General features: G+C 71.1%; 14 protein-coding genes and 1 pseudogene. 7 read left to right on the forward strand and 8 right to left on the reverse strand.

Features of this window, described 5'->3' with window-relative positions:
- Nucleotides 1-54 precede the first annotated feature (54 nt).
- Nucleotides 55-396 carry a hypothetical protein gene (locus AS97_RS43065; RefSeq protein ID WP_059146625.1) on the forward strand — a complete coding sequence of 114 codons (342 nt, stop codon included), beginning with the start codon at nucleotides 55-57 and terminating at the stop codon, nucleotides 394-396.
- Nucleotides 397-448: 52 nt separating this feature from the next.
- Here the strand turns inward: AS97_RS43065 and AS97_RS43070 are convergent, their stop codons facing one another.
- Both AS97_RS43070 and AS97_RS43075 read right to left on the reverse strand, forming a co-directional pair.
- Nucleotides 449-1,411, reverse strand: coding sequence for a DMT family transporter (locus tag AS97_RS43070; protein WP_210566806.1), 963 nt, complete (start codon nucleotides 1,409-1,411; stop codon nucleotides 449-451).
- 50 nt (nucleotides 1,412-1,461) lie between these two features.
- Nucleotides 1,462-2,067, reverse strand: coding sequence for a TetR/AcrR family transcriptional regulator (locus AS97_RS43075; protein ID WP_210566807.1), 606 nt, complete (start codon nucleotides 2,065-2,067; stop codon nucleotides 1,462-1,464).
- Nucleotides 2,068-2,271: 204 nt separating this feature from the next.
- Between AS97_RS43075 and AS97_RS43080 the strand changes: the two genes are divergently transcribed.
- The gene (locus tag AS97_RS43080) at nucleotides 2,272-2,910 is read left to right on the forward strand and encodes an isochorismatase family cysteine hydrolase (RefSeq protein ID WP_210566808.1); all 639 of its coding nucleotides are present in this window, start codon (nucleotides 2,272-2,274) and stop codon (nucleotides 2,908-2,910) included.
- A gap of 228 nt (nucleotides 2,911-3,138) precedes the next feature.
- Nucleotides 3,139-3,597 carry a MarR family transcriptional regulator gene (locus AS97_RS43085; protein WP_210566809.1) on the forward strand — a complete coding sequence of 153 codons (459 nt, stop codon included), beginning with the start codon at nucleotides 3,139-3,141 and terminating at the stop codon, nucleotides 3,595-3,597.
- Between the two features lie 114 nt (nucleotides 3,598-3,711).
- Here the strand turns inward: AS97_RS43085 and AS97_RS48120 are convergent, their stop codons facing one another.
- On the reverse strand, nucleotides 3,712-4,104 hold the full coding sequence (locus AS97_RS48120) for a hypothetical protein (protein ID WP_079059596.1): 393 nt from the start codon (nucleotides 4,102-4,104) through the stop codon (nucleotides 3,712-3,714).
- A 34-nt stretch (nucleotides 4,105-4,138) separates the two neighbouring features.
- Here AS97_RS48120 and AS97_RS48125 point away from each other — a divergent pair.
- Nucleotides 4,139-4,327, forward strand: a pseudogene (locus AS97_RS48125) (carboxymuconolactone decarboxylase family protein); the annotation flags it as partial.
- A 204-nt stretch (nucleotides 4,328-4,531) separates the two neighbouring features.
- Here the strand turns inward: AS97_RS48125 and AS97_RS43095 are convergent.
- From AS97_RS43095 to fae, 5 genes are all read right to left on the reverse strand, one after another.
- Nucleotides 4,532-5,701: an iron-containing alcohol dehydrogenase gene (locus AS97_RS43095; protein ID WP_210566811.1), complete on the reverse strand. Its 1,170-nt coding sequence runs from the start codon at nucleotides 5,699-5,701 to the stop codon at nucleotides 4,532-4,534.
- A 47-nt stretch (nucleotides 5,702-5,748) separates the two neighbouring features.
- Nucleotides 5,749-6,684 carry an NAD(P)-dependent oxidoreductase gene (locus tag AS97_RS43100; RefSeq protein ID WP_059146618.1) on the reverse strand — a complete coding sequence of 312 codons (936 nt, stop codon included), beginning with the start codon at nucleotides 6,682-6,684 and terminating at the stop codon, nucleotides 5,749-5,751.
- A gap of 83 nt (nucleotides 6,685-6,767) precedes the next feature.
- Nucleotides 6,768-8,288, reverse strand: a complete 1,521-nt coding sequence (locus tag AS97_RS43105; RefSeq protein WP_210566812.1) for an aldehyde dehydrogenase — start codon at nucleotides 8,286-8,288, stop codon at nucleotides 6,768-6,770.
- Nucleotides 8,285-9,397: a mandelate racemase/muconate lactonizing enzyme family protein gene (locus tag AS97_RS43110; protein WP_059146616.1), complete on the reverse strand. Its 1,113-nt coding sequence runs from the start codon at nucleotides 9,395-9,397 to the stop codon at nucleotides 8,285-8,287. The genes AS97_RS43105 and AS97_RS43110 overlap by 4 nt, the downstream gene beginning before the upstream one ends.
- On the reverse strand, nucleotides 9,394-9,933 hold the full coding sequence (fae, locus tag AS97_RS43115) for a formaldehyde-activating enzyme (RefSeq protein WP_210566813.1): 540 nt from the start codon (nucleotides 9,931-9,933) through the stop codon (nucleotides 9,394-9,396). Before fae ends, AS97_RS43110 begins: the two co-directional genes overlap by 4 nt.
- A gap of 202 nt (nucleotides 9,934-10,135) precedes the next feature.
- On the opposite strand from fae, the gene AS97_RS43120 reads away from it, so the two are divergent.
- The 3 genes from AS97_RS43120 (at nucleotide 10,136) to AS97_RS43130 (ending at nucleotide 14,133) form a co-directional block, all read left to right on the forward strand.
- Complete coding sequence (locus tag AS97_RS43120; protein WP_247204678.1) at nucleotides 10,136-11,020, forward strand: IclR family transcriptional regulator; 885 nt, start codon at nucleotides 10,136-10,138, stop codon at nucleotides 11,018-11,020.
- 172 nt (nucleotides 11,021-11,192) lie between these two features.
- Nucleotides 11,193-12,671 (forward strand): NAD-dependent succinate-semialdehyde dehydrogenase, encoded by a 1,479-nt coding sequence (locus tag AS97_RS43125; RefSeq protein WP_059146614.1) that lies wholly within the window; start codon nucleotides 11,193-11,195, stop codon nucleotides 12,669-12,671.
- 97 nt (nucleotides 12,672-12,768) lie between these two features.
- The gene (locus AS97_RS43130) at nucleotides 12,769-14,133 is read left to right on the forward strand and encodes an MFS transporter (RefSeq protein WP_059146613.1); all 1,365 of its coding nucleotides are present in this window, start codon (nucleotides 12,769-12,771) and stop codon (nucleotides 14,131-14,133) included.
- The last annotated feature ends 15 nt before the right edge of the window (nucleotides 14,134-14,148 follow it).

Genomic DNA, 14,148 nt, shown 5'->3' on the forward strand with positions numbered 1-14,148 from the left:
CGGGCGGCCGGGGGCATCCCCGGCCTGTCAGGTCGCTGAGGCAGGGGAGGGCGCATGGGCGGGGACGATCCGCATATCCATGTCGAGTCGAAGGTGGTCCGAGGCGTCGCCGCCGTCCGCGACATGATGGCGTCCACGTTCGGGCTGGCCGGTGACCTGCCGAGCCGCATCGCCACCGGATGCGGGCTTCGGGCACCGTACGCGATGACCTCTCCGCGGCCGGAGAACGTCACCTGCCTTGCCTGCCGTGAGTATGCGCGGCTGGAGCATCTGCGCTTCGCGGACGAGCTCGAACGGCTGGGGCGGATGCCCGGATCGACCATCAGCGCGGACCAGGCGAAGCTGGCCGCGGACCGGCATCGCGACCTCGCGAAGCGGTTTTCCGTCGCGGAGTGAGGGGGCGGGCGGCAGAGCGTCCGCCGCCCGCCCCGCCCGTGGACGGATGCCGCTACGGCACCCGCCCGGGGTCTGACCGAGCAACGGTGGGCTCCGCCGCTGTGCGTGGCGGCGTCACGCCTTCCGGCCGCTGTCGGCGCCGCCCGGGGACGGCTGTGGGAGCGGTGAGGACGGCCAGGCAGGCGAGGACGAGCGCGATGCCGGTCCAGCCTACGGCGGGGAGGCGTTCGCCGATGACCAGCACGGCGAGGACGGCGGCGACGGCCGGTTCGAGCAGCGAGAGCGTGGTCGCCGTACTCGCGGGCACGTGCGCCAGTCCCCAGCCGAACAGGACGTAGCCGGTGAACATGGGCACCACCGCCATGTAGGCACCGACGGCCAGCGTGGACCCGGAGCCGAGCAGCGGCGCGCCGGTGACCAGGAGGACGGGCACGAGGAGCAGTCCGCCCAGGCCGAACACCGTGCCCATCGCCGCGCGGGAGGCGATGCCGTGGGTGATCAGCCGGTGCGCCGCCCAGGAGTAGAGGGCGTAGGTCGTGGCCGCGATGAGGCCCAGCCCCACGCCGAGCATCGTGGCGGCCGTGGATGGCTGCACCCGGTCGCCGGGGTCCTCAGTGGCTTGGGCCGCGCACAGCATGAGGGTGCCCAGGAGACCCAGGGCGGCGCCGAGTGTCCAGCGGCGCGTCAGCCGGCGCCGGTCCACGACGCGTTCGATCACGGCTGAGGCCAGTGGCGCCATGCCGATCGACACCACGGTTCCCACCGCCACTCCTGCCAGGTGCATCGAGCTGTAGAACGCCAGGGGGTAGACCGCCACCGCGAGCGCGCCGAGCAGTACGGTGCCGCGCCGCGCACGCAGCCGCGGGGCCTGACGGGCGATGCGGGGGGCCGCGACCAGGGCTTGGAGCAGCCCGCCCAGGCCCATGGCGACGGCGCCGATGGCGAGAGGCCCGACGCCCGGGGCGAAGGTCGCCGCGGTGCCGGTGGTGCCCCACAGCAGGGACGCGGCGAGCACACACAAGGATCCGGCGCCCGCCGAACGGGCGCCGTGTCCGGTGGGCCGCCTCACAGCCTGTCCAGCAGGGCCGCCGCCATCGCGCGGGCGTGCCGCAGCCGGCTGCCGTCGCCTTCCAGCCCGGCCCGCGCCATCGCGCCCTCCAGCAGGAACGACAGGTGCTCCGCCATGGTGCGCACGTCGTCAGGACGCTCGGGCAGCAGTTCTTCCAGGTGCCCGGCGATCAGACGCTCGACCTGCTCCTTGTGGCGGCGTACGACACTCCGCCCCTCGTCTCCGGCGGGCAGCTCGGCGGCCGCGTTGAGCAGGCCGCAGCCGCGAAAGCCGCGCTCGTAGGCGAACGCCGCGTGATCGGCGTAGGCGTCGAACGCCGCGAGGACGCCGTCACGGGGGTTCTGGGCCTGCTCCAGCCGTGAGGTGTACAGCGCGATCCACTCCTCGTGCCGGGTGTCGAGATAGGCCCTGACGAGATCGGACTTGGAGGAGAAGTTGTTGTACAGGCTCATCTTCGCCACGCCGGCTTCGGTGGTGATCGTATCGATTCCGGTCGCCGTCACGCCGTCGGCGTAGAAGCGCCGCGCGGCGGCCGCCAGCAGGCGCTCCCGGGCCGGCCTCCGTCTTCCGGGGTCCGTCGTCCTCGTACCGGTCTCACTCATCGCATGCATCCCGACAGATTAGGTAGGTAGGTCTACCTACTGTAGGGGGCGGCGCAAGAACCGGGAAGTGAGTTCCACCAGCGGTCGCCCCCGACGCCGCCCGCGGGACCATCGCCGACTGAGCGGGAGAACGGCGGGCACTCGAACGGGCCAGGACGACCTGCCCGGACGATGGGTGATCTTCCAGAGGGCGGAGGAGAGATCATGGCTGCCGAGACCTATGCCCCCCGGCGAACGGCAGTGCTGCTCGTCGACCCGTACAACGACTTCCTCTCCGAGGGAGGCAAGGTCTGGCCGGTCGTGCGGAGCGTGGCCCAGAAGGTCGGCCTGCTGGACAATCTGCGCGCCGTCGTCGGCACCGCCCGGCAGTCCGGGGTGCGGGTGGTGTTCGTTCCGCACCGCCGCTGGGAGCCGGGTGACTACGAGTCGTGGACCCACCCCAACCCGACCCAGCGGAACATCATGGTCCGGCACAGCTTCGCCCGGGACACCTGGGGCGGGGAGTTCCATCCGGACTTCCAGCCGCGGGCGGGGGAGGCGGTGGCCCATGAGCACTGGGCGCAGAGCGGGTTCGCCAACACCGACCTGAATATGCAGCTCAGGCAGCACGGCATCACCCATGTGATCCTCATCGGACTGCTGGCGAACACCTGCATCGAGTCCACCGGACGCTTCGCCATGGAACTCGGCTACCACGTCACGCTGGTCCGTGACGCCACCGCCGCCGCCACACCCGAGATGATGCATTCCGCGCATGAGCTGAACGGCCCCACCTTCGCCCACGCCATCCTCACCACGAGCGAGCTCCTCACCGCGTTGCCGGGGGAGGGCTCCGGGGCGTAGCGGCGGTGCCCTACGGCGCGGGGGCCGAGCCGGAACCGACGACGCGGCCCTCCGGGATCTCGCCACGGGGCGAAGCATCCTCGGCGACCAACTCGCGGCCCCGGACGGGTCGTACGGGTGAGGCCGTGGCCGAGGAGGCAGGGCCGAACGTCCTTGACTTCACGTTCGGTTCAACTTTTACGGTCGGTTCTCGTCGAACGAGTTCAAGCAACGACGGAGGGACCGGCCATGGAGTACTCCCACAGCGACGCCGAACTGATACGGCAGCCCATCGGCTACTGGAGTTGGGCGGCGTACAAAGCCGTTGTCACCCGCATCCGGACCACGCTCGCGGGGATCGGCACCACCCAGCCACAGTGGTGGGTCCTCGCGCAGGTCGCCCACGCCGACCCGGCCAAGACCCGCGAGGAGGTGTCCGACCTCCTCAGCAACTATCTCGAAGCGGGTCCGGAGGTCATGGAGGAGGAGATCGACCGGACCATCGCCCAGGGCTGGATCACCGAGGACACCGAGGGACGTCTGGGACTCAGGGCGGAGGGCAGAACCTTCTTCGACAAGGCCGCGGCCCTCCAGGACGAGCTGTGGACGGAACGGCACGCGGGCATCTCCGACGAGGAGTACCTGACGACGATCAAGGTGCTGCAGCGCTTCATCCACAACACGGGCGGACATGCGTGGCACCACTAGGTGGTTGATGCGCTATCGCGCGCTGGTCAATCACCGCGTTGAGTGCCAGGAGTCGCTGGACGACCCGGGTCCATAAGCCGGACTGGCGGGGGCGGTTCTCCGGCTCGGCGAGCATCAGCCGATCAGCATTGCCGGATACGAGAGGCACTTCGGGCCTGGGGCGGGCTGCGGATCATCGGGCGGCTGGGTGGCGGCAACCGCGACGAGGTGGTGGAGGTCATCGGCGATCAGGGTCGGCGACTGGTCGCACGACTCAGCAGGCGCACTGAGGCGGCGCTGGACCGGGAGCTGGACCTGCTGGAGCGATTGGGCAGTCTGGGATTCTCTGTTCCGGCAGTGGTTCCCACCCTGGACGGATGTCGCCGGGTGGCGGGCGTCGTCGTGCGGGAATGGATGGACGGCGACCCACCCGGAGCTTGGGACTGGGCAGCGGTGGCCGGGGAGTTGCAACTCGTAGGCGACCGTGAACAGCAGGCTGCGATGGGCGACGAACGGATCCTCGGTCATGCCGTGGACGCTACGCCGGACGACTTCGCGGCGCGAGGCCATGACGAACACACCGCCGACCGTCACCGATGAGCTGTCCGCGAGCCTGCTGGACCGGCTCGGCCCGGCGGCGCTGGTCGAACTCGCCGTGTACATCGGCTTCGCCAACTTCGCGAGCAGGTGCAATACGGCACACGGAATCACCTCGCAGGGCTACTCCGACGCCTGCGGGATTCCGCTGGCCGGGCCTCGGGCTCGGACACCTCACCGAGCTGCTCGAGCAGGGTTTCCCGGAGCTCGGTGGGGAGCTCCCCCTTCGGAACGCGTAGCGGCAATGGTGTTCTCCCTGTGCGGTTGCCTGTTTGGCATGAAGACACCGCCGGGCCCGCGCATGTGACAGCGGTCGCCACCGTGCCTGGATCGTCAGTGTCACGGTGGCGCGCCACGGTCAGTAGGTGGTGGTGAGGATCTCCAGGACCTGAGTGTGATCGGGGGACAGGGGATTGTTCGTCGTCACCGCGTCCGCCACCGCCCCGGCGGCGATGGCGGGCAGCATGCCGCGGTCGGCGCCGAGCGTCCGCAGGGGGCGCTTCACCTCGACGGCGCCCGCGATCTCGCGTACCGCGTCGATGGCGGCCCGCGCCCAGTCCCCGTCGGCGGGCGGTGCCAGGCGCATGGCGCGCGCCACCTGTTCATAGGCGCCCTGCGCGGCGGGGGCGTTGAACTCCATCACCTCTTCGAGGACGGCGGCGAGGGCGACACCGTGCGGGGTGCCGGTGTGTGCGGTCACCGCGTGGCCGATGCCATGGACCAGCCCGAGCCCGGAGAGGCTGAGCGCCTGGCCCGCGAGATGGGCTCCCAGCATCAGCTCGGCGCGGGCGTCGAGGTCCGCGCCGTCCCGGTACGCGGCGGGCAGGGCGTGGCTGACCATGGTCACGGCCTGTGTGGCATAGGCGGTGGAGACGGGGTTCGCGCCGCGCGAGGCGAGTGACTCGATGCCATGGACCAGGGCGTCGATACCGGTGGCGGCGGTGGCCGGTGCGGGCAGGCCCAGGGTGAGCTCCGGGTCGAGCAGCGCGACGCGCGGCTTCACGGAGGGGTGGCCGATGTACACCTTGCGGCAGGCGGTGGTGTCCTCGATGACCCCGAAGCCGTTGGTTTCGGCGCCGGTGCCGGAGGTGGTGGGGATCGCGACGAGTGGGAGTCCGTCGGCCGCCTCCCAGAGCTCGTCGGCGTCGCCGGCCGTGGCCTTCGGGTTGCCGACCAGCAGGGATATGCCCTTCGCCGCGTCGAGTACGGAGCCGCCGCCGAGGGCGACGACCGCGGCGGTGCCGAACGCACGGGCCCGTGCGGCACCCGCGTCGACGTTGGCGGTGGAGGGGTTGGGGGCCACCTCGTCGTAGACGGCGTACTCCAGCCCCGCGGCCCGGAGGGTCTTGAGAACTGGCTCGAGGACGCCCGCGGTGCGCAGGCCGTGGTCGGTGACGACGAAGGCGCGATCGTGGCCGGTGGCCGCGATCAGTGCGGGGAGCCGGCCGATGCGGCCGGGACCGAACTCGACACGGCAGGTGGGGTCGATGCTCAGCGGCGTGGGACCGCCGGGCCCGGGAGAGGTCATGGGGTGCGGCTCCTGGCGTCGTGGTGCGGGGTGGCGTTCGCTGCTTCTCAGACCGCGAGGGTCGCGTCGGCCGGCGTGATGGTCGGGTCGGGCAGCCGGAACTCCTGCCCGGCGAGGGCCTCGTAGAGGCGGACCGGGCTCATCTCACCGGCGAGCTCGCCGTGATGGGCCTTGGAGCGGCGGTAGATCTGCTCGACCAGGGCGGACAGTTCGGTGGACACGCCCAGGTCGCGGCCGAGGTCGACGGCGAGCCCCAGATCCTTGCAGGCCAGTGCCATGGCGAACGAGTCGTCGTAGTCACCGTCGGCGAGGATGGACATGAGGTCCTTCTCGACGAAGGCGGATGCGGCCGGGCTCGCCAGCAGCGAGCTGCGCAGCGTCCCGAGGTCGACGCCCGCCTTGACGCCCATGGCGAGCACCTCGGAGGTGGCGACCACGTGGCTGAACCAGAGCAGGTTGAGCATGAGCTTGACCGTGTAGCCCGCGCCGGGCGGGCCGACGTGCAGAATCCGGTCCGGATCGCCCATGGCCTCGAGGACGGGCAGGGCGATGCGGAAGTCGTCGTCCGTACCGCCGGCGAAGATCTGCAGTGCTCCCGCCTCGGCGCCCCGTGCCATGCCGCTGACCGGTGCGTCCAGCCGGCGCACCCCGCGCCCGTTCAGCACATCGGCGGCTACGCGGTCCGCGGCCGCGGGGGTCGAGGTCGACATGTCGATCCACAGGGCGCCGGGCGGCAGGGCCTCGGCCGCGCCACCGCGCAGCAGCACGTCCTCGACGATGCGCGGGGTGGGGAGCATCGTGATCAGGAATTCCGCGCCTTCGGCACAGGTCGCGGGGGAATCGGCCCAGCGGGCGCCGAGCGCCAGATGCTCGGCGGCGGCCTCGGGCCGGGTGTCGTGCACGGTGACCAGGTGGCCCGCGTGGATGAGATGGCGGGCCATGTGGCGTCCCATGTTGCCCAGGCCGATGAAACCGATCCTCATCGTTGTCCTCGCTGTGGTGAGAAGAGAAAAGTGAAGAAGGGAAAGAGGGGAGGGGATGAACAGGTCCGTGCGCCATGGCCGGTTCAGGCCAGGTTGATCCAGGTGGTCTTCAGCGCCGTGTACGCGTCCAGTGCGTGCAGGGACTTGTCGCGGCCCGCGCCGGTGGCCTTGAAGCCGCCGAAGGGGGTGATGACATCACTGGCGTCGAAGGTGTTGATCCAGACCGTCCCGGCCCGCAGCCGCTTGGCGGCGCGGTGGGCGACGGCCACATCACGGGTCCAGACGGAGGCGACGAGCCCGTAGTCGCTCTCGTTGGCCAGCCGTATCCCCTCGTCGGCGTCGCCGTCGTAGGACACGATGGCCAGGACCGGGCCGAAGATCTCCTCCTGGCCGACGGCGGAGGTGTTCACCACCCCGTCCAGGACGGTCGGTTCGACATAGCTGCCGCCCGACTCGGTGAGGGTGCGGCCACCGCCGAACACCACGCTCGCCCCGTCCTCCACACCGCGTTCGATATAGCCGAGGACCGTGGCCAGCTGGGTCTCGTCGACCAGGGGGCCCATGACGGTGGCCGGGTCGAGCGGGTCGCCCACCTGGAAGGTCTCCGCGGTGATCCGGCGCAGGGCGTCCAGGAGCCGGTCCTTGACGGAGGCGTGCACCACGACACGGGAACCGGCGTTGCAGGTCTGTCCGGCGTTGTAGAAGATGCCCCAGGCCACCGCCGACGCGGCGGCCTCGATGTCGGCGTCGGGCAACAGGAGCTGGGGCGACTTGCCACCCGCCTCGACGGCCACCTGCTTGCCATTGGACTCGCCCGCGTACACCTGGAAGAGCCGGGCCACCTCGGCCGAGCCGGTGAAGGCGATCTTGTCGACCTCCGGGTGGCGGCCCAGAGCCTGTCCGGCGACCTCGCCACGGCCCGGGACGACGTTGAACACCCCGTCCGGCAGACCCGCCTCGGAGGCGAGGGCGGCCAGGCGCAGGGCGGCCAGGGAGGTCTGCTCGGCCGGCTTGAGGACGACGCTGTTGCCGGTGGCCAGCGCCGGGCCCAGCTTCCAGCTGGCGATCAGCAGCGCGTAGTTCCACGGGACGACCGCGCCGATGACACCCAGGGGCTCCCGGGTGATCAGGGCGATCGCGTCCCCGGGGGTCGGCGCCACCTCGTCGTAGGTCTTGTCGATGGCCTCGGCGTACCAGGCGATGGTCTCGGCGGCCTTGTCCACGTCGATCCGCACGGACTCGGTGATGGGCTTGCCCATCTCCAGGGTGTCGAGGAGGGCCAGCTCCTCGGCGTTCGCCCGGATCAGATCGGCCCAGCGCAGCAGGACGCTCTTGCGCTCCCTGGGCGGGAGGTCGCGCCAGCGTCCGTCCTCGAAGGCGGCGCGCGCGCCGCGTACGGCACGGTCCACGTCCTCGGCCCCGGCCGCCTGCACCTTGGCGAGCACCGAACCGTCGCGCGGCGAGACGCTGGTGAAGGTGTCGCCGGAGAGGGCGTCGGTGAAGCGGCCGTCGATGAACAGCCGGGTCTCGATGGTGAGTGTGCCGGCCGCGGCCACCCACTGGTCGTACGAACGGGCGAGCAGGGCGTCGATGCCGTGCGTCATGTGATCCTCCACCGGTCGATCGCGTCTTCGTCGAGCTCGATGCCGAGGCCCGGCCTCGCGGGTATCTCGAGGTCGCCCTCGCTGTCCACCCGCACCGGGTCGGCGAGCATGAAGTCCCGGCGCTCCGGGGTCCACCCGGGCGGGTCGTAGGGGAACTCGAAGAACGGGCCGCCGCCGACCCCCGCCGCCACGTGCAGATTGGCGAGCACGCCGATGCCGTTGGTCCAGCTGTGCGGGGTGAAGTGGCGGTGCTTGAGCTGGGCGATTTCCGCCAGGGTCCGGGCGCGGTGCATGCCGATCGCGAGCACCACGTCCATCTGGTAGATGTCCAGGGCGTCCTCTTCGAGGTAGCGCAGCAGCTCGGTGGGGGAGTGGTGCATCTCGCCGGCGGCGATGCGCACCCCGGGGTTCTCGGCCCGCAGGCGCTTGAAGCCCGCCAGGTCGCCGTAGGGCAGCGGCTCCTCGACCCAGAACACGTCGAGCTCGGCCAGCCGCGCGATGGTCTTGCGGGTCCGGGCGAGGTCGGTGGCGCCCGCGGTGTCGCCCGCCATGCGCCACGACTGGTTGAGGTCCACCATGATCTCGAAGTCCGCGCCCAGTTCCTCGCGTACGGCGCGGACCGCGGCGATCCCCTCGTCCACCCGGTTGCGGTCGATGCGGATCTTCATCGCGCGGAAGCCCGCTTCGCGGAGCTTCAGCGCGGTGGCGACCCGCTCCTCGGGCGACTTGAGCTCACCGCAGGAGGCGTAGGCGGGCAGCTTCTTGGCCGCGTTGCCGAACAGCTCCGCCACCGGGCGGCCGTGGACCTTGCCGATGATGTCCCACAGCGCCGCCTCCAGCGGCCAGTAGTGGGCGCCGTGGAAGTTGGCGGTCTCGATGGCCTTGACGTGCCGGGTGATGTCGAGCGGGTCCTCGCCGACGAACAGGTGCTTGTAGGTGTCGAAGCCGTCCATCAGATCACCGGAGCCGATACCGGTGATCCCCTCGTCGGTGTGGACGCGGACGATCGTCGCGTCGAAGTGGCGCCGTGGCTCGGGGTCCCACGCGGCCCGGAACGGCGGGTCCAGCTCCAGGCGCAGCCGGTCCAGGGTGATATCCGTGATCTTCATCGGGTGAGCACCTCGGTGGTGGGGGCGTAGAACGGGTTGGCCGGGCCTTCCTCGGCGGCCGCGAGGACATCGGCCACGGTCGGAGTGCCGGTCACCGCTGCCCGCACCGCCTCGTACGCGGCCGCGCGCTGGTTGCGGAAGGACACATCCAGGTCGTCGACCGCCGGGTTCACCCAGATCGCGGCGATGATCAGCAGAGCGTCGGCCTCCTCGGCGGACAGCAGACCGTCCCGGACCGCGTCCGTGACCCCCTGCGCCAGACCGGCCTGGGCGGAGCCCCATGTGGCGCGCTGGTGCAGCTCGCCTTCCGCTGCGGCCTTCGGTACGAACAGCGTCAGCGGCTTCACCGGGACCGAGGGCCGCACGATCGTCACGAAGGGGACGTGTCCGGCGCTGGGCGTGGCCAGCGCCGTGGCCCAGGCCGTCTCGACGGGTCCGCCCTTGCGTCCGATCACGACGTTCGTGTGCGCGGCGTTGGCACCCTCCCCGGCGAAGGACTCGCCGATGAGGGCGGTCGGGGCAAAAGGCGATGGCATGGGGATCTCCTGGATCTCCGGGAGCGGGGAATCGACGGGCCACAGGGGAGGAACCGCGCATTCGCCGCAGTTCCCCGGTCCGATGCGGCGAATCTAGAACCGCCGCCACCCCGCCGACAAGGCGCCGAGGCGAATCGAAATGCCGGTTGCTCTCATGACAACTCGGCGGCTGACCTGGGGCTTCCGTGGTGTGCGCCCTAGGATGTCGCGCGTGACGAACCTCCCCCCTCGCGACACCGATGGTCCCGAGGACCTCGCCGATCCGCACGGCACGGGCCCCGCCTCCTCCTCCTCCTCCGGTCCCGCGGACACCGCTGCCCCGCGCGGCCACGGGCTGCGCCGTGACATCGACCTGCTGGAGGCGCTCGCCTCCGACGAGGCCCAGAACGCCGGCGGGCTCGGCGTCGTACGCCTGGCGCATCTGGTGGGCCGGGAGAAGACTCAGGTCTCGCGGGCCCTCAAGGCCCTGGCCGCCGCGGGGATCGTGGAACGCGACCCCGACACCCTGGAGTACCGCCTGGGCTGGCGGCTCTTCTCGCTCGTCGCGCGGACCTCGCAGAACCGGCTGGTGCGCATGGCGGAGCCGGTGATGCACGCGCTGTCGTCGGACGTGGAGGAAACCAGCCATCTGTGTGTCCTGAGCGACCGCGAGGTGCTCACCCTGCTCTCGGTCTCCGGACACTCCTTCCGCGTCCACGGCTGGGAAGGACGCGGAGTGCCCGCGTGGCAGACCTCGGCCGGGCGCGTGCTGCTGGCCGATGCCACCCCCGACGAGCTGTACGTCCGCTTCGGCACCGCCTCGACGCCACCGATCCCCGAGCTGTGGTCACTGATCCAGGAGGCTTCGCGACGGGGCTACGCGAGGGTGAGCGAGGAGTTCGAGACCGGTCTGGTCGGGGTCTCCGCACCCGTGCGCGACTTCCGGGGACGTGTCGTCGCGGCGCTCAACATCTCGGCGCCCAAGTCCCGGCTCGGCGACCGTCTGGACCAGGCGGGCCGCACCACGGCCAAGGCGGCGGCACGCGTCTCCGTGATGCTGGGCTGGGAGCCGCGGCACACCTCCTTCCCCAGGGCACGGCTCACCTGAAAGCACGGGGGCCGTGCGGCCCCGCCGGGTGCGGGGGCGGGCACGACGGGGAGTTGCCCTGACAGCAACCACCATTGCGATCCGAGAAGCGGTCTTGTCGGCCGCATGACGCGCTCGTAAATTCACCGCGAACCGGACCAGCCCTTGTTCGGAACGGAGAAAAGAGCAGCTCATGAACCTCCCCGGCATAGAAACCCTCGTCAAGGCGCCGTTCGCCGAAGGCGATGTGTTCATCGCCGGCCGCTGGTGTGCGGCCGAGGACGGACGGACGTTCCCCGTGCACGACCCGGCCACCGCGGAGCTGATCCGCGAGGTGTCCGCGGCGGGCCCGGGGGACGCTGTGGCGGCGGTCGAGGCGGCCCAGGCGGCCGCCGCCGGGTGGCGGGCGACGCCGGCCCGCCGTCGTTCGGAGGTCCTGCACACGGCGTTCGCGCTGATGCGCGAGCACACCGACACGCTCGCCCGGCTGATCGTCCTGGAGAACGGCAAGGCATACCGGGACGCGGTGTCCGAGGTCGGTTACGCGGCGGAGTTCTTCCGCTGGTTCGCCGAGGAGGCGGTACGCATCGGCTCCTCGTTCGGCGACGCGCCCGGTGGCGGCTTCCGGCACGTCGTGCGCAGGCATCCGGTGGGCGTCACCGCCTTCGTCACACCGTGGAACTTCCCGGCCGCGATGGCCACCCGGAAGATCGCCCCGGCGCTCGCCGCCGGCTGCCCGGTGCTCCTCAAGCCGGCCCCCGACACTCCGTTCACCGCCCTCGCGCTCGCCGCCCTGCTGAGCGAGGCGGGCCTGCCCGACGGGCTGCTGAACGTCCTGCCGACCGACCGCGCGCCCGAGGTGGTCTCCGCCTGGCTCCGCGACGAGCGGGTCCGCAAGTTCTCCTTCACCGGCTCCACCGCCACCGGTCGGACCCTCCTGGGGCAGGCGGCGGCGAACGTGGTCAACGTGACCATGGAACTGGGTGGCAACGCCCCCTTCATCGTCTGCGAGGACGCCGACGTCGACGCCGCGGTGCGCGGTGCGATGGACGCCAAGATGCGGGGCGGTGGCGAGGTCTGCGTCGCCGCCAACCGGTTCTACGTCCATGAGTCCGTCGCCGCCGAATTCACCGGGAAGTTCGCGGCGGCCATGACCGCGGTACGCGCCGGAGCGGGTCTGGAGGAGGGCGTCACCCTCGGCCCGATGATCAACCGGACCGCCGTGGAGTCCATCCATTCCCTGGTCGACGACGCGGTCACTCGTGGCGCGAAGGTCGCCGCGCGGGGCAGCGTGCCCGAAGGCCCTGGCTGCTACCACCCGGCCACCGTCCTGGTGGACGTGCCCGAGGACGCCCGGATCATGAACGAGGAGGTCTTCGGGCCGGTCGCGCCCCTGGCCACCTTCACCGACGAGGACGAGCTGGTGGCCCGTGCCAACGCCACGGTGCACGGCCTCGCCTCGTACATCTACTCGCGTGACGTGGGCCGGGCCCTGCGCCTGGCCGAGCGCCTGGAGACCGGCATGGTCGGCCTCAACCGGGGCCTGCTGTCCGACCCGGCCGCGCCCTTCGGCGGCGTCAAGCAGTCGGGCCTGGGCAGGGAGGGCGGCCGCGAGGGCATCGAGGCATTCCTGGAAACGCAGTACATCGCCCTCGACTGGCCGACCGACTGATTCCCCCTCTCCCCACCGCTGTTCCCGGGGCCACTCCTCCCCGGCCGCTCTCTCCCGGGGCAGCGGTCTCCTCCCCCTCTCAGCGAAGGACCCGCGCATGGCAACGACGCCTGTGACCGAGCAGAACGAGCCCAGCACACCGCCGGGCGCGCCCGCCACCGAACGCGAACGGAAGCGGCTGCACACCAAGTTGAAGCTGGCCACCCAGATCGGCCAGGGAATCGACGGCTACATCATCGGCGGCATCGGCCTGGCGATGGGGGCGATCACTGACGACCTCCATCTGTCCTCCATGGAACAGGGGCTGGTCGGCGCCTCACCGCTGATCGGCATCTTCATCGGAGGGCCGCTCTTCGGCCGGCTGGCCGACCGGTTCGGACGCCGGCCGGTGTTCCTGATGGACATGCTGATCTTCCTGATCGGCTCGGTGCTCCAGTTCTTCGTCTTGGACGGCCCCCAGCTCATTCTCATCCGGCTGGTGATGGGTGTGGCGATCGGCGGCGAGTACGCGATCGGCGCCCCGCTGCTGTCGGAGTACGCGGGCCGGCTGGGCCGCGGGCGGCTGCTGGCGAGCCTGGAGATCAGCTGGTACGTGGGGTACGCGCTGGCCACGGTCGTGGGGGCGCTGTTCACCTCCGTCGACGGCGGCTGGCGCTGGTCCCTGGCGAGCAGTGCGGTGATCGCGGTGGTGTGCGTGGCCCTGCGTGGTGGCATCCCGGAGTCCGCGCGCTGGCTGCTGAGCAGGGGACGCCGGGACGAGGCCGAAGCGCTGATCGAGAAGTACGGCATCGAGGTGGACGTCGAAGCGGAGCTGGATGACCGCGACGAGGTGCGGCAGGACGGGTTCCGGGCGCTCTTCAGCCGGCGGCATCTGCGCTCCACGGTGTTCGCCAGCGTCTTCTGGGCCGCCCTGGTGCTGCCGTACTTCGCCATCGGCACCTTCTGGACCGAGGTCTTCGAGGCACTGCACATGGGGGACAACGCGGTCGCGGCGCTGCTCGTCTACTCCTTCACCGCCGTGGCCGGTGTCACCGCGGGGTGCCTCGTCGTGGACCGGATCGGCCGCCGCAAGCTGCTGATCCCGCCGTTCTGGATCACGGCCGGGTGTCTGGCCCTGGTGGCGGTGTGGCCGTCCTCCACCCCCGTCATCGTCGTCGGCTTCCTGTTCTTCATCTTCCTCAACGCCGCCTCCAGCGCGCTGACCGCGGTCTATCCGCTGGAGGTGTTCCCCACCGCCCTGCGCACCACGGGCGTCGGCTTCGCGACGGCCATGAGCCGGGTGGGCGCCGCGATCGGCACATTCCTGCTGCCGATGGGACTCGACCACTTCGGAGCGGAGTTCGTGCTCCTGATCGGGGCCGGAGTGCTGGTGGTCGGCGCCCTCGTGTCCCAGTTCCTGGCGCCGGAGACCACCGACCTGGACCTGGCCCGGGCGGCGCGAACGGCCCGCGAGGGGGCGTAGCGACAGGCGGCGACC

It is taken from the genome of Streptomyces sp. AgN23 (assembly GCF_001598115.1).
GTDB classification, from domain to species: domain Bacteria; phylum Actinomycetota; class Actinomycetes; order Streptomycetales; family Streptomycetaceae; genus Streptomyces; species Streptomyces antimycoticus.